The sequence below is a fragment of the Dokdonia sp. R78006 genome (genome assembly GCF_042466145.1).
GTDB lineage: Bacteria > Bacteroidota > Bacteroidia > Flavobacteriales > Flavobacteriaceae > Dokdonia.
Map to the genome: position 1 here is coordinate 356,719 of NZ_JAXHBU010000001.1, position 21,568 is coordinate 378,286.

21 protein-coding genes are annotated in these 21,568 nt (G+C 37.3%); 12 read left to right on the forward strand and 9 right to left on the reverse strand.

The annotated features are described in order from the left end of the window. Positions 1-56: 56 nt before the first annotated feature. Positions 57-443 (reverse strand): DUF1573 domain-containing protein, encoded by a 387-nt coding sequence (locus SJY37_RS01715; protein ID WP_298329016.1) that lies wholly within the window; start codon positions 441-443, stop codon positions 57-59. A gap of 179 nt (positions 444-622) precedes the next feature. Here SJY37_RS01715 and SJY37_RS01720 point away from each other — a divergent pair, with 179 nt between their 5' ends. Next, positions 623-3,256, forward strand: coding sequence for a valine--tRNA ligase (locus SJY37_RS01720; protein ID WP_298329019.1), 2,634 nt, complete (start codon positions 623-625; stop codon positions 3,254-3,256). Positions 3,257-3,337: 81 nt separating this feature from the next. On the opposite strand, the gene SJY37_RS01725 is transcribed toward SJY37_RS01720, so the two are convergent. The 6 genes from SJY37_RS01725 to rsfS form a co-directional block, all read right to left on the reverse strand. Next, the gene (locus SJY37_RS01725) at positions 3,338-3,598 is read right to left on the reverse strand and encodes an acyl-CoA-binding protein (RefSeq protein WP_298329022.1); all 261 of its coding nucleotides are present in this window, start codon (positions 3,596-3,598) and stop codon (positions 3,338-3,340) included. Further along, positions 3,598-4,248 (reverse strand): phosphatidylserine decarboxylase family protein, encoded by a 651-nt coding sequence (locus SJY37_RS01730; protein ID WP_379952724.1) that lies wholly within the window; start codon positions 4,246-4,248, stop codon positions 3,598-3,600. The genes SJY37_RS01725 and SJY37_RS01730 overlap by 1 nt, the downstream gene beginning before the upstream one ends. Beyond that, entirely contained in the window at positions 4,238-5,041 is an 804-nt protein-coding gene (locus SJY37_RS01735) for a phosphatidate cytidylyltransferase (protein WP_379952725.1), read from the reverse strand. Before SJY37_RS01735 ends, SJY37_RS01730 begins: the two co-directional genes overlap by 11 nt. Position 5,042: 1 nt before the next feature. Continuing rightward, positions 5,043-5,657 (reverse strand): LUD domain-containing protein, encoded by a 615-nt coding sequence (locus SJY37_RS01740; protein WP_379952726.1) that lies wholly within the window; start codon positions 5,655-5,657, stop codon positions 5,043-5,045. 112 nt (positions 5,658-5,769) lie between these two features. Next, entirely contained in the window at positions 5,770-7,746 is a 1,977-nt protein-coding gene (ftsH, locus tag SJY37_RS01745) for an ATP-dependent zinc metalloprotease FtsH (RefSeq protein WP_298329034.1), read from the reverse strand. A 14-nt stretch (positions 7,747-7,760) separates the two neighbouring features. Continuing rightward, entirely contained in the window at positions 7,761-8,132 is a 372-nt protein-coding gene (rsfS, locus tag SJY37_RS01750) for a ribosome silencing factor (RefSeq protein ID WP_108876919.1), read from the reverse strand. A gap of 83 nt (positions 8,133-8,215) precedes the next feature. Here rsfS and SJY37_RS01755 point away from each other — a divergent pair, with 83 nt between their 5' ends. The 4 genes from SJY37_RS01755 (at position 8,216) to SJY37_RS01770 (ending at position 13,157) form a co-directional block, all read left to right on the forward strand. After that, positions 8,216-8,947: a biotin--[acetyl-CoA-carboxylase] ligase gene (locus tag SJY37_RS01755; RefSeq protein WP_379952727.1), complete on the forward strand. Its 732-nt coding sequence runs from the start codon at positions 8,216-8,218 to the stop codon at positions 8,945-8,947. A 73-nt stretch (positions 8,948-9,020) separates the two neighbouring features. Beyond that, positions 9,021-9,896 carry a lipoyl synthase gene (gene lipA, locus SJY37_RS01760; protein ID WP_379952728.1) on the forward strand — a complete coding sequence of 292 codons (876 nt, stop codon included), beginning with the start codon at positions 9,021-9,023 and terminating at the stop codon, positions 9,894-9,896. A gap of 4 nt (positions 9,897-9,900) precedes the next feature. After that, positions 9,901-10,902, forward strand: coding sequence for a type I glyceraldehyde-3-phosphate dehydrogenase (gene gap, locus SJY37_RS01765; RefSeq protein WP_339850030.1), 1,002 nt, complete (start codon positions 9,901-9,903; stop codon positions 10,900-10,902). Between the two features lie 32 nt (positions 10,903-10,934). Further along, positions 10,935-13,157 (forward strand): response regulator, encoded by a 2,223-nt coding sequence (locus SJY37_RS01770; protein WP_379952729.1) that lies wholly within the window; start codon positions 10,935-10,937, stop codon positions 13,155-13,157. A gap of 27 nt (positions 13,158-13,184) precedes the next feature. Here SJY37_RS01770 and lpxK read toward each other — a convergent pair whose 3' ends face one another. Then, positions 13,185-14,195 carry a tetraacyldisaccharide 4'-kinase gene (lpxK, locus tag SJY37_RS01775; RefSeq protein ID WP_379952730.1) on the reverse strand — a complete coding sequence of 337 codons (1,011 nt, stop codon included), beginning with the start codon at positions 14,193-14,195 and terminating at the stop codon, positions 13,185-13,187. Between the two features lie 33 nt (positions 14,196-14,228). Between lpxK and SJY37_RS01780 the strand changes: the two genes are divergently transcribed. From SJY37_RS01780 to msrA, 3 genes are all read left to right on the forward strand, one after another. Further along, the gene (locus tag SJY37_RS01780; protein WP_379952731.1) at positions 14,229-15,323 is read left to right on the forward strand and encodes a Nif3-like dinuclear metal center hexameric protein; all 1,095 of its coding nucleotides are present in this window, start codon (positions 14,229-14,231) and stop codon (positions 15,321-15,323) included. Between the two features lie 3 nt (positions 15,324-15,326). Beyond that, entirely contained in the window at positions 15,327-16,106 is a 780-nt protein-coding gene (locus SJY37_RS01785) for a zinc ribbon domain-containing protein (RefSeq protein WP_013751262.1), read from the forward strand. Between the two features lie 209 nt (positions 16,107-16,315). Then, positions 16,316-16,972, forward strand: a complete 657-nt coding sequence (gene msrA / locus SJY37_RS01790; RefSeq protein WP_298329057.1) for a peptide-methionine (S)-S-oxide reductase MsrA — start codon at positions 16,316-16,318, stop codon at positions 16,970-16,972. On the opposite strand, the gene SJY37_RS01795 is transcribed toward msrA, so the two are convergent. Next, positions 16,969-17,772, reverse strand: a complete 804-nt coding sequence (locus SJY37_RS01795; protein ID WP_298329060.1) for a bifunctional 2-polyprenyl-6-hydroxyphenol methylase/3-demethylubiquinol 3-O-methyltransferase UbiG — start codon at positions 17,770-17,772, stop codon at positions 16,969-16,971. The genes msrA and SJY37_RS01795 overlap by 4 nt on opposite strands. Positions 17,773-17,792: 20 nt before the next feature. Here SJY37_RS01795 and SJY37_RS01800 point away from each other — a divergent pair, with 20 nt between their 5' ends. From SJY37_RS01800 to SJY37_RS01815, 4 genes are all read left to right on the forward strand, one after another. Further along, positions 17,793-18,440 carry a flavin reductase family protein gene (locus tag SJY37_RS01800; RefSeq protein WP_298329063.1) on the forward strand — a complete coding sequence of 216 codons (648 nt, stop codon included), beginning with the start codon at positions 17,793-17,795 and terminating at the stop codon, positions 18,438-18,440. Between the two features lie 82 nt (positions 18,441-18,522). After that, positions 18,523-19,341 carry a 3-deoxy-8-phosphooctulonate synthase gene (kdsA, locus tag SJY37_RS01805; protein WP_298329066.1) on the forward strand — a complete coding sequence of 273 codons (819 nt, stop codon included), beginning with the start codon at positions 18,523-18,525 and terminating at the stop codon, positions 19,339-19,341. Positions 19,342-19,475: 134 nt separating this feature from the next. After that, the gene (gene rpoN / locus SJY37_RS01810; RefSeq protein WP_013751257.1) at positions 19,476-20,921 is read left to right on the forward strand and encodes an RNA polymerase factor sigma-54; all 1,446 of its coding nucleotides are present in this window, start codon (positions 19,476-19,478) and stop codon (positions 20,919-20,921) included. Continuing rightward, positions 20,921-21,526 (forward strand): hypothetical protein, encoded by a 606-nt coding sequence (locus SJY37_RS01815; protein WP_298329070.1) that lies wholly within the window; start codon positions 20,921-20,923, stop codon positions 21,524-21,526. Before rpoN ends, SJY37_RS01815 begins: the two co-directional genes overlap by 1 nt. Positions 21,527-21,568 lie beyond the last annotated feature (42 nt).

Here is a 21,568-nt window from a genome sequence, read left to right on the forward strand (position 1 = left end):
GCGCATAAAAAAAGACCGCCATTACGGCAGTCTTTAATACGATTTATGTGACCTAATTATTGACCAGCTTCTGGCTTTACCAGTCCTTTTATTTTAAGACTTTGTGGCACTTCTGAAGCATTAGAATAAATTGTTATTGTTCTTCTAATAGGTCCTTCTCTTTTTGTGTCATACTTTACCTCTATCTCACCTTTTTCTCCTGGTTGAATAGGACTTTCTGGTTTTTTAGGTATTGTACAACCGCAAGTAGAGTAAACTCTTGCCACGATAAGTACATCATCACCTGTATTTGTAAAAGTAAACTTACGTACACCGTCTGCACCGTAGTCTATTTCACCATAATCTATAACTTCTGAATCAAAAGTGATTACAGCTTTTTTCTCTTGTGCTTGAACGCTTACTACTAGAAGCATAGCGACAAATAAAAATAGTACCTTTTTCATAATTTTCAATATTTGAGGGATTCCAAATGTAACTACAAATTAAACACCTGCCAAGAATGATATTAACATTAACATGATGCGCTACTGTATATGTGTGCCAAAAATAGCACTTTGTCTACACAATAATCCTACTGTTATCCCTACTTTTGCTTACTTTAAGACAATAATCAGACCAAACTATGAGTATAGCATCAAAATATGATTCTACCCAAGTAGAAGACAAGTGGTACAGCTACTGGATGGAACATAATTACTTCCATTCTACACCAGACGATAGAGAACCGTATACCATTGTGATACCGCCTCCTAACGTCACTGGAGTCTTACACATGGGACATATGCTTAACAATACGATTCAAGATGTTTTAGTACGTCGCGCTCGATTGTTAGGAAAAAATGCTTGCTGGGTACCTGGAACAGATCACGCTTCTATTGCTACAGAGGCAAAGGTAGTTGCACGTCTTAAAGAACAAGGGATAAAAAAATCTGATCTTACTCGTGAGGAGTTTCTTGCGCATGCATGGGAGTGGAAAGAAGAGTATGGTGGGGTAATCCTCGATCAGCTCAAAAAGCTAGGAGCTTCATGTGACTGGGAACGCACCGCATTTACAATGGATCCAGCAATGTCTGAGTCTGTTATAAAAACTTTTGTAGACTTACATAATAAAGGACTTATATATCGCGGTTACCGCATGGTAAACTGGGATCCAGAAGCAAAAACTACACTTTCTGACGAGGAAGTAATACACGAAGAACGTCAAGGACTTTTATATTACCTTAACTACAAATTAGAAGGCTCTGACGAAACGTTAACGATTGCCACTACACGTCCAGAAACTATTTTTGGCGATACTGCTATATGCATCAACCCTACAGACGAACGCTTTACGCATCTTAAAGGAAAGAAAGCGATTGTACCTATAAGTGGCCGTGTGATTCCTATTATAGAAGATGAGTATGTAGATCTTGAGTTTGGAACAGGATGCCTAAAGGTTACTCCTGCACACGACGAGAATGACAAAATGCTGGGCGATAAACATAAGCTTGAAGTAATAGACATCTTTAATGATGACGCTTCTCTTAATAGTTTTGGACTTCACTATGAAGGTCAAGATCGCTTTGAATGTCGTAAGAATATCAAAAAAGAACTTGAAGAAATAGGCGCTCTAGTAAAAACAGAGAACCACATTAATAAAGTGGGAACATCTGAGCGTACAAAGGCCGTAATTGAGCCTAGACTATCTGACCAATGGTTCCTTAAAATGGAAGAGCTCGTAAAACCTGCCATAAAAGCTGTGCTTGAAACTGGCGAGGTAAAGTTATTTCCTAAGAAATTTGAAAACACCTACCGTCACTGGATGGAGAATATACGTGACTGGAATATCTCTCGCCAATTATGGTGGGGACAGCAAATTCCTGCTTACTTCTATGGAGATGGCAAAGAGGATTTTGTGGTAGCAGAAAGTATGGAGGAGGCTGTTACGCTTTCGCGAAAGCGTACCGGAAACGATTCCCTCACTGCAACAGATTTACGTCAAGACGAAGATGCTATGGACACTTGGTTCAGCTCTTGGTTGTGGCCTATGAGTGTTTTTGACGGAGTGCGCAATCCAGACAATGAAGAGTTTAACTACTACTACCCTACTAATGATCTTGTAACGGGTCCAGATATTTTATTTTTCTGGGTAGCGCGTATGATCATAGCTGGATATGAGTATACAGATAAAAGACCTTTCCAAAATGTATACCTCACAGGACTTGTAAGAGACAAGCAGCGCCGTAAGATGTCTAAATCATTAGGTAATTCACCAGATGCGCTAGAGCTCATAAAAGAGTACGGAGCAGATGGTGTACGTGTAGGACTATTATTGAGTAGTGCCGCTGGTAACGACCTTATGTTTGATGAAGATCTACTTAAACAAGGAAAAGGATTCATCAAGAAAAATTTAAGTGCCTTTAGCCTTATACAAGGTTGGGAAATAGACGAGACCATACCACAACCTGCACACAGTGCACAAGGTTTAGAGTGGTACACTAACCGTTTTAACCAGACACTTGTTGAGATAGAAGATCACTTCTCAAAATATAGAATTTCTGACGCTTTGATGGCTAGTTACAAACTTGTATGGAATGACTTCTGTGGTTGGTTACTAGAAATTATAAAGCCAGCATACCAGCAGCCTATTGATCGTAAGACGTATGATGCGGTAATTGCAGCATTTGAAAACAACCTACGTATCCTTCATCCATTTATTCCTTTTGCATCTGAAGAGATCTGGCAGACAATCGCTACACGTACACCACAAGAAGCGCTAATTATTAATAAATGGCCAGAAGGAGGCGAAGTAAATGAGGAAATCATTGCAGATTTTGACTACGCTACTCAAGTTGTTTCAGGAATAAGAACGATAAGAAAAAGCAAGAACATAGCTTTTAAAGATCAAATAGAATTACATCTTTTAAGCAATGAGAAAGCATCATCAAACTATGATGGCATCATCTCGAAGTTAGGTAATGTGAGTGAGATCGCTTTTGCGAAAGCGCCACTAGACGGAGCATTATCCTTTAGAGTAAAATCTAATGAGTACTTCATACCACTTGCAGGTGCTATTGATGTAGAGGCCGAAGTTGCAAAAATTGAGGAAGAACTCAAATACACTAAAGGTTTCCTTATATCTGTTTCTAAGAAACTATCAAACGAACGCTTTGTAAGCAATGCACCAGAAAAGGTGGTTGAGATCGAAAAGCAAAAGATGGCAGATGCCGAAGCAAAAATTGAGGCTTTAGAAAAACGTCTTGCTAGTTTGACATAGACTTTCAAATACCTATTATAACAACAAAGGCGCAGATGATATCTGCGCCTTTGCTATTTTATATAATCTAGTCAATTGTTTTTACAAATATTTATCTGCGGCTTCGATATACGCTTCTTTTGCCTCTCGCGCAGTCATTGACTTAACTTGTAGTAATGCATTAATCTTAAAGGCACTTACAAGCTCGTGCTCACCTTCGTTGTGACTAAATGTATTCTTTTGAGTAGCCTGTTTGTAAAGCGCGTAAAACTGCAGCAATACGTCAGGTGGAAATTCTTGCTTAGCATTACTGACCTTACGGAGGGCTTCTTCAAATTTTTCTTGAAGTACCTTCTTATCCATTATATTGATGCTATTATCGATTTCGCTCCTTTTACAACATCATTAAGCTTTACATCGAGCTTGGTTCCTATAGGTAGATATAAATCTACACGAGAACCAAAACGTATAAAACCACTGTCATCTCCTTGTACAACCATTTGGCCTTCTTCTGCATAATTGATAATGCGCTTAGCAAGGGCACCAGCAATCTGACGGTATAATACATCTCCAAACTTATCTGTAGTCACAACAACAGTTGTACGCTCATTCTCAGTACTAGATTTCGGATGCCAAGCTACTAGGTATTTACCTGGATGATACTTGCTGTAAGCAATACGCCCTCCTCCTGGATAACGTGTAACGTGCACATTAAGTGGCGACATAAACACAGAAACCTGAAGACGCTTGTCTTTAAAGTATTCTGCCTCATACACCTCTTCAATTACAACTACTTTACCATCTACTGGTGATGTAAGTACATTTGCATCATGAGGAGCAGTGCGCTCAGGATTTCTAAAAAACTGAAGCACTAGATACAATAGCACGCCTAAGATGACTGCTACTAGATAAAACAACCAGTTTTTATCTAAAAATCTATTAGCAACCAATATTAGTCCCGTAAAGATAACGAGTGATATTACTATAATTTTATATCCTTCTTTATGGAACATAGTCAAGTACAATTAAAAATAAGTATAAAAATGGTGCTGCAAATATGATACTATCTAGTCGATCATATAATCCACCGTGCCCTGGCATGATGCGCCCACTGTCCTTTACTCCAGCCTGACGCTTGAGCTGTGATTGAATAAGATCTCCCAAAGTTCCAAAAACAGAAGTAACAATCGCTATCGTTAACCAAAGCTGAAGACTAAGAAGATCTGTAAAAATGTAAAATAACAAACTAGCCAAACAACAGAATACTAATCCACCCACAAAACCTTCGACAGTTTTGTTAGGAGAGATACGTTCTAGCAGCTTGTGCTTACCTATACTTTTACCTACTATAAATGCAAAGGTATCATTAATCCATATAAGGGCAAATACGCTTGCTACAAGTAAAGAGGTATATTCTCCTTTGTATGATGGAAGAAGTATAGTAAACACTACACCTCCTATGATATAAAATATGGTATAAGCATACTTTTGAGCAACTGTAATATATCGCTCTGAAGGCCTAATAAGATTTTTAATGAGAAAAAGGTTTACTGTAATTGTGAGTGCTAAAAATATGAGAGTAACACTTCTATCTAACTTTAGATAACATAAAACGGTTACACAAAGAAGTAGTAAAACATAAGAAAGCAATGATTTTATCTCAATGAGTTTAAGAAACTCATATAAGACTACCACTCCTAGACCTAGAAACACTATTAGATATGTAGTTTCTAATGAAAAAATAGCAAGCAACAACAAGGTCACATAGAGCAATCCAGACAGCCCTCTAATTATTATTTCACGCATATTAAAGGTCTTCTAGCAATAACAGGTAAAGATTCTTGGTACTACTTCCATAGGTCATAAAATCCTTATCATCTTCTTTTGACTCAAAATTCTTAATAGTAGTAATGTTAGTAGGTATACTTCCAGAATTTCTATTTTTTATGAGTCTTAATCCCTCTCCTATTGTGTTTACTATTTGACTTGTAGTCCCAAAAACAATAATATTCTCAGGCAAATCGTTTAGCTTTAATTCTTTTAGTTGCTTAGAACACACTAATAAAGATCCGTCATTTGCTACAAGGCTCTCACAGGTAGTCAAAAAGAAAGGAGCTTCTCCATTTGTTCCAAATGTAAGATTATAACCTTTAAAGATCTCTTTGAGGTTATCATCTGTACAAAACACATGCTCTTCGTACCAATCGTTTTCTAATAAGATGTTATCAAAATTCTCATGAATCTCATCTTGATTAAGAGCATACAAAAATCGCCCTCCATTTATGATAAAGTTTTTTGTGAAACGCTCGTCTGCTGGAGTATTAATATCCGGCATGTATTTACTGCGCACTTCACCTTCTTTATCGCTATGGGGGCTATCTGACTTAGATGTATTTCCAAAGATTTTTCTAAAAAGACTCATCAATAGATTTGCTCAACGCTTGGTGTATTTTTCAAATATAAAAAATCTTGACTGAACCTTAGGTACAATCAAGATTTTTTGAGGGTCTATCCCTTAATAGCTTAGTCTAAAACTAGACTAGTGGCTTTGTTTCAGAATCTTCAGAAGCTTCTTCGATTTCGACATTTCCAAAAGCACGTTTTCCAAAGATTTCCTCTAGGTTATCTTTAAAAATCACTTCTTTATCAAGAAGATATTCTGCTAGTTGGGTAAGCTTTTCTTTCTCCTTAGTAAGTAAATCGATAGCTCTTTGATATTGCCCCTCTATAATATTAGAGATTTCTTTATCAATTATTTCTGCTGTCTGCTCACTATAAGGCTTTGTAAAACTACTATCTGACTGACCTGTAGAATCATAATAAGTAAGGTTACCTACTTTATCATTTAATCCATAAACAGTGACCATCATTCTAGCCTGCTTAGTTACTTTCTCAAGATCACTTAAAGCTCCAGTAGATATCTTGTTAAAGATTACCTTTTCTGCTGCTCTACCTCCTAAGGCAGCACACATTTCGTCTAGCATTTGTTCCGGACGTACGATGAGCCTCTCTTCTGGTAAATACCATGCAGCTCCTAAAGATTGCCCACGAGGAACAATAGTCACTTTTACAAGTGGCGCAGCATGCTCAAGCATCCAGCTTACTGTAGCGTGTCCAGCTTCATGAAAAGCAATTGCGCGCTTCTCATCTGGTGTGATAATTTTATTTTTCTTTTCTAGTCCTCCTACAATACGATCTACCGCATCTAAGAAATCTTGTTTACCTACTGCTTTACTTCCTTTACGAGCAGCAATAAGTGCAGCTTCGTTACACATGTTTGCAATATCTGCTCCAGAGAAACCTGGAGTTTGCTTTGCAAGGAAATCCACATCAAGCTCATCATCTACCTTTTTCAAAGGACGAAGGTGAACTTCAAAAATCTCTTTACGCTCACGTACATCTGGAAGATCCACATAAATCTGACGATCAAAACGACCAGCACGCATTAAAGCTTTATCAAGAACGTCTGCTCTGTTTGTAGCAGCAAGCACAATTACGTTTGTATTAGTGCCAAAACCATCCATCTCTGTTAGAAGTTGGTTAAGTGTATTCTCACGCTCATCATTACCTCCAGAAAAGTTATTTTTTCCACGAGCACGTCCTATTGCATCAATCTCATCTATAAATATTATAGCTGGAGATTTTTCTTTTGCTTGTTTGAACAAATCACGTACACGTGAAGCACCCACACCTACAAACATCTCCACAAAGTCTGATCCTGATAATGAGAAGAAAGGAACCTTTGCTTCCCCAGCAACTGCCTTTGCTAGTAATGTTTTACCAGTACCTGGTTGTCCTACTAGTAACGCTCCTTTAGGAATCTTACCTCCTAAACTTGTATACTTCTCTGGATTCTTCAAGAAATCTACAATCTCTTGTATTTCTTCTTTTGCTCCTTCAAGTCCCGCTACGTCTTTAAATGTAGTTTTTACATCTGTTTTCTCGTCAAATAACTTAGCCTTTGACTTACCAATGTTAAAAATTTGACCTCCAGGACCTCCTCCTCCACCAGAAGACATACGTCTCATGATAAAAATCCAAAGTCCTATGATAAGTATGAAAGGAAGAAAACTAGCAACAAGCCCCCACATATCACCTTCCGTCTCATAAGAAACTCTTGTGTCTAGGTTGTTTTCATCAATCGTTGTGTTGATATCATTTTCAAAATTCTGTAAATCCCCTATTTCAAAACGATAATCTGGAGCACCTGCAGAAGGTTTCAAAAAACCTGTAGCTCGTCCTTTATTGTGGACTTCCTTTGCTTCGGCTTCTTTAGTAAGATAAACCTTTACAGAGTTTTTATTTACGATCTCTACACGAGCAACATCACCAGCTTCTAGGTATTCTTCAAATTGGTAAAGAGAAGTTTTCTGTGCTTCACCTAACCCAGAACTACCAGTAAGCATACTGATTGCAATAAATATTATAACAATTAAACCGTATATCCAGTAAGAACTAAACTTAGGTTTATTAGGCGGAGTACCGCCTGCATTCTTTTCTTCTTTAGCCATTTAATCTTTTTTTTTTAATAATCTGATGGGATAGTAGTAATCTTTGCATCACCCCAAAGACTTTCTATATCATAGAATTCACGTATGTGCTTTTGAAAAACATGCACGACTACATTTACGTAGTCCATAAGTACCCATTCTTGATTTTCCATACCCTCGATATGCCATGCTTTTTCTTGCAGAGCTTTACTAGCAGTCTTTTGGATAGAACTTACGATAGCCCCCACTTGAGTGTTTGATGTTCCATCACATATGATAAAATAATCACAAACCGTATTTTCTATATCTCTAAGATCCAGTATATCAATATTCTGTCCCTTCACATCTTCAATTCCCTCGACAATCTTAGCAATTAATTGATCTGTATTCTTTTCCTTATTTACCATTAAATTCTTTAATTTACACAAAGTTATTACAAATTTACATTACTCTGCGGTCTTAACACAAGTTTAGACTGGGTGTTTTACATATGCGCATAGACAAACTTCATACCATTGACTCAACAAACGATTACCTCAAACGTATTTCAAAAGAAGAAAACGCAGAGGAAGACATCGTAGTTTGGGCTCTAGAACAAACTGCCGGACGCGGACAGATGGGTACTCAGTGGCAAACTGAAAGCGGTAAAAACCTAACCTTCAGCGTTTTTAGAAAAGTAAAGCGAATTACCATCAACGAGCAATTTTATGCTCTTATGGCAGCTTCTCTCGCCGTTAAAGATGTTTTATCTAAACTTCTCATAAAAAATGTTCGTGTTAAATGGCCTAACGACATATTGACAGATAACGACAAAATATGCGGCATACTTATAGAGAGTGTCATAAAAGGCGGGCAACTTGACGCAATGATCTTAGGCGTAGGACTTAATGTAAATCAGACACAGTGGAATAATGTACCTCGCGCTACTTCAATAAAGTCTAGAACAGGGATTCACTTTGAGTTGGAAGAAATTTTATCGCTTCTACTCAAGAGATTTCATCACTATGTTGACCTACTTCTCAAAGGAGAATTCAACACCATCAAAAATGACTATGAAGCTCACTTATTTAAAAAAGATAAACCTGCTACATTTATTTCGGCAGGTGGGCGTCAGTTTGTTGGAATAATAAAAGGTGTTTCAGAGTCTGGAAAACTACTTCTTCAAGAAGAAAATGATATTGTAAATGAGTACGATCTCAAGGAACTTCAATTATTATATTAAGAGTACGCTTTCGCGAAAGCGTAACAACCCACAATTCATTATTTAGTATCTTTGTAACGCTATAAAAAATGCTATGCAAGAAGAACTCACTATTACTAAGCCAGAGCGCGTCGCAAAGCCAAAATGGCTTCGTGTAAAACTGCCTACTGGTAAGAAATATAAAGACCTACGTAATCTAGTAGACAAATACAGTCTTAATACGATATGCACCTCTGGAAGTTGCCCAAACATGGGTGAATGCTGGAGTGAAGGTACAGCGACATTTATGATTCTCGGGAACACATGTACACGTTCTTGTGGATTTTGTGGTGTAAAAACAGGTCGTCCAGAGCAAGTAGACTGGGAAGAACCAGAAAAAGTAGCTCGATCTATTAAATTAATGGACATCAAACATGCAGTAATTACTTCTGTAGATCGCGATGACCTTAAGGATATGGGAACTATAATCTGGGCAGAAACTGTACAGGCTATACGCCGCATGAACCCAAATACAACGCTAGAAACTCTTATTCCTGATTTCCAAGGTAGAGAAGATTTACTGGATCGTATTGTAGCTGTAGCACCAGAAGTGGTGTCTCACAACATGGAAACTGTAAAACGTCTTACTCGCGAAGTACGTATACAAGCCAAATATGAACGTAGTCTTGGTATTTTAAAATATTTAAAAGACAGCGGAATTAAGCGTACAAAGTCTGGTATCATGCTAGGTTTAGGTGAAACTGAAGATGAAGTAATCCAGACACTAAAAGATTTACGATCTGTAAATCTAGATATCGTAACAATAGGTCAGTACTTACAGCCATCAAAAAAACATCTTCCTGTAAAACAATTTATCACTCCAGATCAGTTTCAGAAGTATGAGAAGATAGGTTTAGAAATGGGATTCCGTCATGTAGAAAGTGGTGCACTCGTGCGCTCTTCTTACAAAGCACAGAAACACCTTACATAAAAAAATGACTACACTTAAGATTGCTATCAACGGTTTTGGCCGCATAGGTCGCACTGTGTTTAGACTTATTGAAGAGCATCCAGCAATGGAAGTAGTCGCAATTAATGATCTAGCAGATGCCCGCACTTTATCACACCTTCTTAAATACGATAGTATTCAAGGTGTTCTTAAAAAAGAGGTGTCACATAGTGAGCATACTATAATTATTGACGGTAAAACTATCCCGCTATATAATGAAAGTGAGATAAGCAATATCCCTTGGAATATTACATCTCCAGATATTGTTATAGAAAGTACAGGTAAGTTTAAAACTAGAAAAGATCTTGAAAAACATATAAGTGCCGGCGCAGCTAAAGTAATTTTAAGTGTGCCGCCACTTGATGAAGATATACCCATGATTGTTATGGGAGTAAATGATCATGAAATAAAAGATAGCGATACTATTATTTCAAACGCATCGTGCACTACAAACAATGCCGCACCCATGGTGCAAATTATAGACGAACTGTGTGGTGTAGAGCAAGCATACATAACTACAATACACTCTTACACTACAGATCAAAGCTTACATGACCAACCGCATCGAGATTTAAGAAGAGCCAGAGCGGCAGGACAAAGTATTGTACCTACTACTACTGGAGCAGCAAAAGCTTTAACAGGCATTTTCCCTCATCTCTCTGATGTAATAGGTGGTTGTGGAATACGCGTACCCGTTCCAAATGGATCTCTCACGGATATTACATTTAATGTAAAAAGAGACACCTCAATTGACGAAATCAATGACGCTATGCGCAAAGCATCGTTAGGAAGATTTAAAGGTATTGTATCGTATACGGAAGACCCTATCGTATCTATAGACATTGTAGGAAATCCTTATTCATGCACTTTTGATTCACAAATGACATCTGTAATAGGTAAGATGGTAAAAATTATAGGCTGGTATGATAACGAAATGGGATATTCTAGCAGAATAGTTGACTTAATACTACGGATTTCTACAAAATAATATATATTGCAGTTGAATAATCAGAATTTCTTATGAATTTGCTATTAGTACGTTTTCTTCTAGCGCTTCTTCTTTCTTATCCTGTGATAAGTATTGCCCAAGAAAGAGAGAATGTAGAGGAAACGCTTACCAATGATAAAATAGACTCGCTTCTCAAGCGAGCTGTGATTGCAGTTTCTGATCGCAATTATAACCATGCCATTGATATACTAAAGTATTCTAGAGACCTAGCAACAGGCATAGGCCACACAAAGCGCGTAGGTCTTGCATCTGGAACTCTCGCAAAGCTATATTTTCAACTTAATGATTACGAGAAAGCACTTATTGAAAACGAGCGTGCAATAGCCTTACAAAAAGAAACTAAAAGTCTCGATCTTTTAGGGCAGAGTTACATTACCGCTACTCAACTAGCTCTTATAAAAAAAGACACCACCACTGCCCTAACATATATTTCTAATGGAATTGTAACTCTCGAAAATAGTACTCGAGACGATTTAAAGGCTCAATTACACACATTAAAAGGTGACATTTTAAGAAATAGTGAAAGCCATCTAGACGCTATTGCATCTTACAACAAGAGTATTGAATATGCAAAAAATGAAAAGAGCGACTACCTAAAAACTCAAGCGCTTACCAATAAAGCATTAAGCCTAGCCGAATTAGGTAGACTTGAAGAAACAGATGAAACTTTAATGGAAGTTGAGTCGCTATTAAGCTCAAATAATTTTCCAAGTATTAGCACTACCTTATTCAAAGTTAAGCACCTAGTAGCTCAAGGACGCGGAAACTACAGAGAAGCAAATGACCACCTAACATCGTACTATCAATCAACAGATCAAAATACGCTAAGTAAAATATCAAGTGTTCCACTACCAACATCAGAGAGTCAAGAACTTGATGACATGGTAAAACGACTAGAACAAGACATTGAAATAGAAGAAGACAGAAACTCTAGAGCTATGAGGCTCACTCTCGTACTAAGTATCGCCCTCTGCTCTATTCTTGCACTGCTCACCCTATCCTTGTACAAGAACAACAACCTAAGAGCAAAAGCAAATGAGCTTTTACAAGCTAAAAACGTGGAGCTTGTAATTGCAAGAGATAATGCAGAAAAAGCATCAATGGTTAAAGCTCAGTTCTTATCAACAATAACACATGAGCTACGAACACCCATGTATGCTGTTACAGGATTAACACACTTACTCCTATCTGAAAACCCAACGGAAGATCAGAAAAAGCACCTTGACTCTCTCAAATTTTCTGGAGAGTATCTACTTTCCCTAATAAACAACATACTTGACCTCAATAAATTAGAGGCAAACAAGGTAGAAGTTGAAGAAACAGCTTTCAATATCAAGAAGCGTATTGAAGATGTGTTATTTGCTTTAGGCAAATCTGCTAGAGATAAAGGAAATAAATTGCATATTGAATTTGACCCTAACATCCCTACAGAACTTCTGGGAGATCCATTAATGATCTCACAAGTACTCATCAACCTAGTTGGAAATGCCATTAAATTTACCCGAGATGGTGACGTTTGGGTTCGTGTACAGAAGATTAAACAAGGTGAGTCCGACATAAAACTTCACTTTGAAATAGAAGATAATGGTGAAGGAATCTCAAAGAAGAAACAAAAAACAATTTTTCAAAACTTCACACAAGGATCTGTAGCTATTAATAGAAAATTTGGCGGTACAGGCTTAGGGTTATCTATTGTTAAGAATCTTTTAGACTTACTTAATAGTGAGATAATACTAGAAAGCACATTAGGCAAAGGAACTACCTTTAAATTTGACCTTAACTACAACCTGACTCAGACAGCTCCAGGTGAAGTAAATGCAAACGACATCGTGTACGAAATAGATTATAATGCCCTTGAGAATCGTCATATACTTGTAGTAGAAGACAACAAGATTAACCAAATGATTACTCGCAAGATTCTTGAAAAAAATAAAATCACCTGCGAAACGGCTGATAACGGTGAGATTGCTGTCGAGAAGGCACGCACAGAAAAATTTGACCTTATTCTAATGGACATACATATGCCTGGAATAAGTGGTATAGAAGCTACAGAACAAATTCGTTTGTTTGATAAAGACATTCCTATACTAGCGCTTACCGCTGTAACGATAGATGAAAATATTGATGAATTTCACGCTGTTGGATTTAATGACATCATTCCTAAACCATATAAGGTAGAAGAGTTCTTTCAGAAAATCTACAATGGCTTAAAGAATAGCAAAGTTCTCAACTAAGACTTCTTTATTGAAATTCACTTGCTTTTAAAAACTTGAGACAAAGTTTTTAATCTCCTCAGACAACAACTCTTCACCATCTAAAAATTGCGCCTTTATAGGTAAATAGTACAAATCACTCATCTTAAGTAAAGGGCGAAGTCTTACATAATCCTTTTCTGTAGTGAGGATACAATCTAATGTATCAAGAATCTCTATCTCAGAGCTTGTAAAATTATGATGATCTCCATACGCCTCATGAGAAAATGATAGCCCTTGACTAGCTAAATAAGCCGACAGCGGTTTAGGATTTGCAATTCCCGTCACTAGCGTAACATTTTTAACCTTAAGCCGGTTAAGTGACACAGCTCCCTCTGCAGAATGCACCTGCTCATCATATGATATAGCTGAAAAATATACTTGCTGAGTTTTATTCACATTTAAAGAATCAACAATAGACCCTTGTTCTTGTGAACTTAAATTTTCTGGACATTTAGTTACAACTATAACATCTGCCCTACTCGCACCAGCTCTAGGCTCTCTTAAATTTCCAGCTGGTAACAGGAAGTCATTACTATAAAGATCACTGTATGCTGTTAATAATATATAAAACCCAGCTTCTACCTTTCTATGCTGGTAAGCATCATCTAGAACTACAACTTCAGGTACATTGACTTTTGACAATAATGTTTGAATACCAGTTTGGCGATCCTCGCAAACTGCAACTTGGATATTTTTGAATTTCTGAGCAAATTGTAATGGCTCATCACCTACCATAGTTGCCTGATTTTCTGGATGAACATCTAGGTATCCTTTCGTTTTTCGGCCATAACCCCTACTTAGTGTGGCTACTTTATAGTCATGATGCAAAAGCCGAACTACAAACTCAGTCATTGGGGATTTCCCAGTTCCTCCCACGCTCAAATTACCCACACATATAACTGGAACATCATATTTTTTTGACTTAAATATACCAGTGTCGTAGAGCTTATTTCGCGTAAGCGTAACTAAATAATAAATTCCCGCGACGGGAAATAACAAGAGACGTAGTTTTCTCATAAAACGAAGGTATCATTTTTTATCTTTACGCTTATGAAGGTACAAGATGTAAGTAATTTAATTAATGAATGGGCGCCACTAGCTTATGCAGAAGATTTTGATAATGTTGGTCTTCTTGTAGGTGACCCTCATCAAGAAGTAAGTAATATACTCGTATCACATGATGCACTAGAAAATGTGGTTGATGAGGCAATTACAAAAAATTGCAACCTTATTGTTTGTTTTCATCCTATAATTTTTTCAGGTTTAAAAAAGCTTACAGCAAGCAATTATGTGCAAAGAGTGGTTCAAAAGGCTATTAAAAATGATATTGCCATTTTTGCAATTCACACTGCGCTAGATAACGTAGAGCACGGTGTTAACTTTGGAATGTGCAAGGCTCTCAATCTATCAAACACAAAGATTTTAAGCCCTAAACAGCATCATATTTACAAACTCACCACTTACGTTCCCCACGCTTCTGTAAAGAGCGTCACTGATTCATTATTTAAAGCTGGAGCTGGAAGTATAGGTAATTATGAAGAGTGTAGCTTTGAGGTAAAAGGTCAAGGTTCTTTTAAAGGAAATGAAAACTCTAACCCTGTCATAGGAAGTAGAGGCACAAAACATATTGAACCAGAGACACAAGTACATCTTAGGTTTGAAAAACACCTTAAGTCTAAGATTTTACAAACACTTTTTGAAAATCATCCTTACGAAGAAGTTGCTTATGAAATTACCTCTCTAGAAAATACGCTACAAAATGTGGGTATGGGTATGATAGGTGAGCTTGATAAAGAAATGAGTGAGGTGGAATTTTTAGCTTTCGCGAAAGCGCAATTTAAAACAGGTGGTATACGTCATTCACAATTATTAGGTAAACCTATAAAGAAAATAGCCGTACTAGGAGGAAGCGGAACGTTTGCCATTAAAAGTGCAAAAGCCCAAGGAGCCGATGTACTCGTTACTTCAGATTTAAAATATCACGACTATTATCAAGCCGAAAGCCGCATCCTTTTATGCGATGTGGGACATTATGAAAGTGAGCGATATACGAAAAACCTAATATGCGATTATCTTACAGAAAAAATTAGTACTTTTGCAATCATTTTATCTGAGGAAAATACCAATCCTATCAACTATTTTTAACGTATGGCAAAGAAGAAAGAAGCAACAGTAGAAGAAAAACTACGCTCGCTTTACGATTTACAACTTATAGATTCACGTGTGGACGAGATCCGCAATGTACGTGGAGAGCTTCCACTGGAAGTTGAAGACCTTGAAGATGAAGTAGCTGGTCTTAACAAGCGCATCGAGAAGTTAGAAAACGATTTAAAATTGGTAGACGACTCTATCAAGGCTAAAAAAATCCAGATAGATGACTCAAAAGCATCTATTAAAAAATACTCTGAGCAGCAAAAAAACGTACGTAATAACCGTGAGTTTAATGCTTTAAGTAAAGAAGTAGAGTTCCAAGAACTTGAAATTCAACTTGCAGAGAAAAATATCCGTGAGTACAAAGCACAGATTGAGCAAAAAGGAGAAGTTATCACACAAACTAAGCAACGCCTTGGAGAACGTGAGAACCACCTTAAGCACAAGAAAAACGAGCTAGATGCTATTCTCTCTGAAACAGAGAAAGAAGAACAAGCACTTCTAGCTAAAAGTGCAGAATATGAAACTAACATTGAAGACCGCTTAGTAAAAGCTTACAAGAGAATTCGTTCTAGTGTACGTAATGGTCTTGCTATTGTACCTATAGAGCGTGGAGCATCTGGAGGATCTTACTTTACAATCCCACCACAAGTACAGGTTGAGATTGCTGGACGTAAGAAAATCATCACAGACGAGCACTCTGGTCGTATCTTAATAGATAGCGAACTAGCAAACGAGCAACATGAAAAAATGGTAAAGCTTTTTAAGAAGCTATAACCACTTTTCCTTACAACATTAAAAAGCCTTCTATTTATAGAGGGCTTTTTTTTTTACCATTGAGTTATCTATAAATAACAATTTCTCGATTTGACATCTAGATATTTTCATTAAATACTCCACTTTATAATGACTATAATTGATTAACAAAACGATAACAATAATCTCAACCCTTATGATGTACTTTTATAGACTTTAAAAAAACCTCTATGAAATTACTTGCCTCCCTTGCAACGCTCATTACTTTTATGGCTTGCAACCATGATCCTAAGCCTATGACTGAGCCTACAGCTATGCTTGACCCTGTAGAAACGACGTTTCAAGATGGGATGAGTAGGGCATATTTTGCTAGTGGATGTTTCTGGTGTGTAGAGGCAGTTTTCGAAAGTGTGAAAGGTGTCGATGAGGCCGTAAGTGGCTATAGTGGCGGTAAAGAAGACAATCCAACCTACAAACAAGTGAGCTACGGAAATACGACTCACGCTGAAGCCGTAGAAGTAATTTATGACCCAAAGGTGATTTCTTTTCAACAACTGGTAGATGTGTTTTTTGGATCACAAGACCCAACCACAAAAAATCGTCAAGGCCCAGATGCAGGTCCACAATATCGTTCTATCGCTTTCTATCAAAACGACAGTGAGAAAAAAATAATAGATGAAACTATTGCTGCTTTAAATGAGTCTACTTACAATGGTCGCATAAGCACCCAAGTACTACCGTTTCAGAAATTTTGGATTGCCGAAGACTACCACCAAGATTACGAGAAAAACAATCCAAGCAACCCATATATTCAAAACGTTTCTATCCCAAGATATAGACGTTTTGCACAGAAGTTTCCAGAATTATTAAAAGAGGATGCACACTAAATTTTAGTAGCTTTTATCTCAAAAATTAATGGATATAAATGGTCTTTACTTTCGTAAAGACCATTTTCATTTTTGACCAAATCCGAAAGAACATCATAAGGAGAAGCATCGTGTTCTCTTAAAATTTCTATTTTAAGACCGGCATCTATTAGAGCAGAAACCACTTCACCTAAACCGTGATTCCACCCGTACTCTTTACTAATTATTGCAGCATCAGTCTGAGCATAAGTCCCTTCATATTCTTCATAAACCGCTTCATCTTGATGGTAACCATATTTCATTACCGGCTTATCTCCTGTATAATCAAACATCCAGACGATGGGATGAAACTCTACCATATAAAAAGTCCCTCCACTCTTTAATCGCTGTGCAATCATAAGCGCCCAAGGTTTTAAATCTGGCAACCACCCTATCACACCATAACTCGTAAAAACAATATCAAATTGCTCTTGGATATGCATTGAAGTATCAAGAACATTACAGCACACAAATTCGGCAGACAACCCTAGTTGTTTGTTTAGCTTTCGCGAAAGCGTAATTGCCTCCTCACTAATATCTACTCCTGTTGCCAAAGCACCCATCCTTGCCCAACTCAACGTATCTTGTCCAAAATGACATTGAAGATGGAGTAAACTTTTACCATTTACATCTCCCAAGGCATCCAACTCATAGCTGTTAAGAGAGCTTTTACCATTTAAAAATGATGGCACATCATAGAAGCTACTCTCTGCATGTATAGGCACTTTCTTTTCCCAAGTTTTCTTGTTTGTGCCAAAGTAATCCTGAAACTGCTCTTTCATAATCCGTATTTTTGGAAATAATGAAAAAGATACTACATTTTGACGACGATGCAATTAGCGCAATGGATAAGCGTTACCGTGCGAACTTTATTAATAGTGTTACGGGATATAAAAGCGCCAACCTGATAGGTACTACATCTAAGGATAACCATGAAAATCTAGCTGTTTTTAGTTCTGTCACACACATAGGAAGTAGCCCTGCTCTGTTAAGCTTTATCATGAGACCTACTACGGTCCCTAGACATACATATAAAAACATCAAAGAGACGGGAGTTTTTACAGTGAACCACATTAATACTAAAATCATCTCACAATCACACCAAACAGCTGCAGCTTACGAGGAGAATGTTTCAGAGTTTAACGCTACCGGATTACAAACTGAATATTTACATAACTCGAAAGCACCATTTGTAAAACAGGCACATATTAAAATTGCCTGCGAATACGTAAATGAATACAAAATTGAGGAAAATGGCACTATTTTAATGATAGGAGCTATTAAGGAAATCTTTATACCAGATAACTGCCTAGATGAAGATGGATGGATTGATCTAGAAGCATCTATGGGAGTAACCATAAACGGACTTGATGGTTATGCTTCTCCAAAACTTATAGACAGATTTTCTTATGCAAAACCTGATAAGCAAACCACTTCTATCAAGAAGTAACAATGCTCATCTGTTTTAATACTATCTTTGTAACACCCATTTATTCCTGAGAAAAATCCAGGAAACAATTAAAAACTAAACGATGAAACTTTCTAACATACCTAAAATAAAACATACAGATGCCAATAACTTTTTCCTACTATGTGGCCCATGTGCTATAGAAGGAGAAGATATGGCAATGCGCATTGCAGAGAAGGTGGTAAAAATTACCGACACTCTAAAAATACCATATGTTTTTAAAGGGAGTTTTAGAAAAGCAAATCGTAGCAGAGTAGATAGTTTTACGGGTATAGGAGATGAAAAAGCTCTTGAGATTTTAGCAAAGGTTTCTGCAGAATTTGATGTACCTACTGTAACAGACATTCACGAAAGTTCTGATGCTGCTCTCGCAGCACAATATGTAGATGTTTTACAAATTCCTGCATTTTTGGTAAGACAAACTTCTCTTGTAGTCGCTGCTGCCGAAACAGGAAAAGTAGTAAACCTAAAAAAGGGACAATTCATGTCTCCAGAATCGATGAAGCATGCTGTACAAAAGGTTCATGACACTGGCAATGAAAATGCTTGGATTACAGATCGTGGTACTATGTTTGGCTACCAAGATATGATTGTAGATTTTAGAGGAATACCTACGATGAGGCAGTATGCTCCTACGGTACTTGATGTGACACACTCCTTACAACAACCTAATCAATCAAGCGGCGTTACTGGTGGACGACCAGATATGATTGAAACTATAGCCAGAGCTGGTATTGTGAATAACGTGGATGGATTGTTTATTGAAACACACTTTGACCCTGCAAATGCAAAAAGCGATGGAGCAAATATGCTTGATCTTGCATATCTTGAGCAATTATTAAGTAATCTTGTAGCGATTAGAAAAGTAGTAAACACGCTTTAAAATTAAGACAATTCCAAACCTCAAATACGATTTAAAATCTCAAATATAAGAGAGCAAACCTTCTATTAATTAAAATTTTGCTTAACATATATTTCTCATCACTGTCTACTGCTTTTTCGTAACTTCGTTTTTATATGTTAAAACAACAACTTAATTTTAAACTTTCGCAAAAGCTTTCTCCTCAGCAAATCCAGCTGATGAAGCTTATCCAACTTCCTACGCAGGCGTTTGAACAAAAAATCAAACAAGAGCTGGAAGAAAATCCCGCTCTAGATAGCGGCAAGGAGGAAGTTCAAGATGATTTTGAAGAGTTTGACAATACAGATGACTTTGATGAAGCGCCAGAAGTTGAAATTAATGTGGATGATTATCTAAGTGATGATGAAATCCCAGAGTATCGCCTGAGCGCAAATAATTACAGCGCAGATGATGAGGACAAACAAGTCCCTTATGCTTCTGGAACTTCATTTAACCAATATCTAAAAACACAACTCAATACCGTAAGAATATCTTCTGAAGAGCGCGAGGTGGCCGAATTTATTATAGGCTCTCTAGACGAAGCAGGATACCTGAGACGTCCGCTAGCAGATCTTATGGACGATCTAGCTTTTACACAAAACATCTACACCTCTGAAGAGGTTATAGAAAAAATGCTTTTTAAAGTGCAAGATCTTGACCCAGCAGGGGTGGGCGCACGTAATTTACAAGAATGTCTGGTGCTACAACTAGATAGAAAGCCAGCTACAAAATCTGTATCGCTAGCTGTTGATATTCTTGAAAAGTCTTTTGACCATTTTAGCAAGAAGCATTACAAAAAGCTCATGGCTAAGTTCCACATAACAGAAGAGGAACTTAAAGATGCTATCAATGAGATAGAACACCTTAATCCAAGACCAGGAGGATCATACTCTAGTAACACAAAAATAGTAGAGCACGTTGTTCCAGACTTCACCATACGCATAGTAGATGGCGAGCTAGAACTCTCATTAAATGGACGTAACGCCCCAGAACTTAAGGTCTCTCGAGATTATAGTAACATGCTTAAAGGTTACAAAGAATCTAAGGAGCGCACCAAAGCACAGAAAGATGCGGTAATGTTCATTAAGCAAAAACTTGATGCAGCCAAATGGTTTATAGAAGCCATTATACAGCGACAGCAAACACTTTTTGTCACTATGAGTAGCATCATGCATTATCAAGAAAAATACTTCTTAACTGGTGATGAGCGCAACTTAAGACCTATGATATTGAAAGATATCGCTACAGAAATTGGGATGGATGTATCCACCGTTTCTCGGGTAGCAAATAGTAAATATGTAGACACACCTTACGGAACAAAACTTATTAAAGAGTTCTTTTCTGAGAGTATGACAAATGATCAAGGTGAAGAAGTATCTACACGTGAGATTAAAAAAATCTTAGAAATGGTTATCGAGGAAGAGGATAAACGCAAACCTCTTACAGATGATAAACTTGCGGGCATTTTAAAAGAAAAAGGATACCCTATTGCACGTAGAACGGTAGCTAAATATCGTGAGCAACTAGATCTTCCAGTAGCGAGATTACGTAAACAGATTTAATGAAATTCCTCATACGTAGCTTTTCCTATATTTTCCACCCTCTGTTTATGCCGCTGAGTGGTGTTTTGTATTACTTCTACATTTCACCTAGGTACTTCAATGAAGAGTTTATTTACTCTAAGATATTTGCAGCTGCCATAATGACTACCGTAATACCCATTTTAAGCTTCTATATGCTTAAAAATTTACAATTAGTCTCAAACATACACCTCAAGGATGTAAGGGAGCGCAAATGGCCGCTACTTATGCAGATAGTATTCATCTTCATATTAATAAGATTAATATTTGACGGTTATGAGATTCCCGCACTTTACTTTTTTTTTGTTGGAGTTTTAGGAGCTAGTTCTGGAGCATTCTTACTATCTCTTTTTAAGTTTAAAGCAAGTCTTCACATGATCGGACTCTCGGGAGTTTTATTCTTTATTATAGGACTCAGTCTTCACTATGGCTCAAACATGCTTCCCTGGATTGCAGTCGGGATATTTGCTTGTGGCGCAACAGCTACATCAAGACTCGATGCAAAAGCCCACACTCCTATTGAACTTATTATTGGATTTATTATAGGTGCCGCTTCGCAGTTTCTAGTTTACCCCTATTGGCTATAATAATAGTAGTAGTAGTATTGTAGCGCTTTCGCGAAAGCGTAC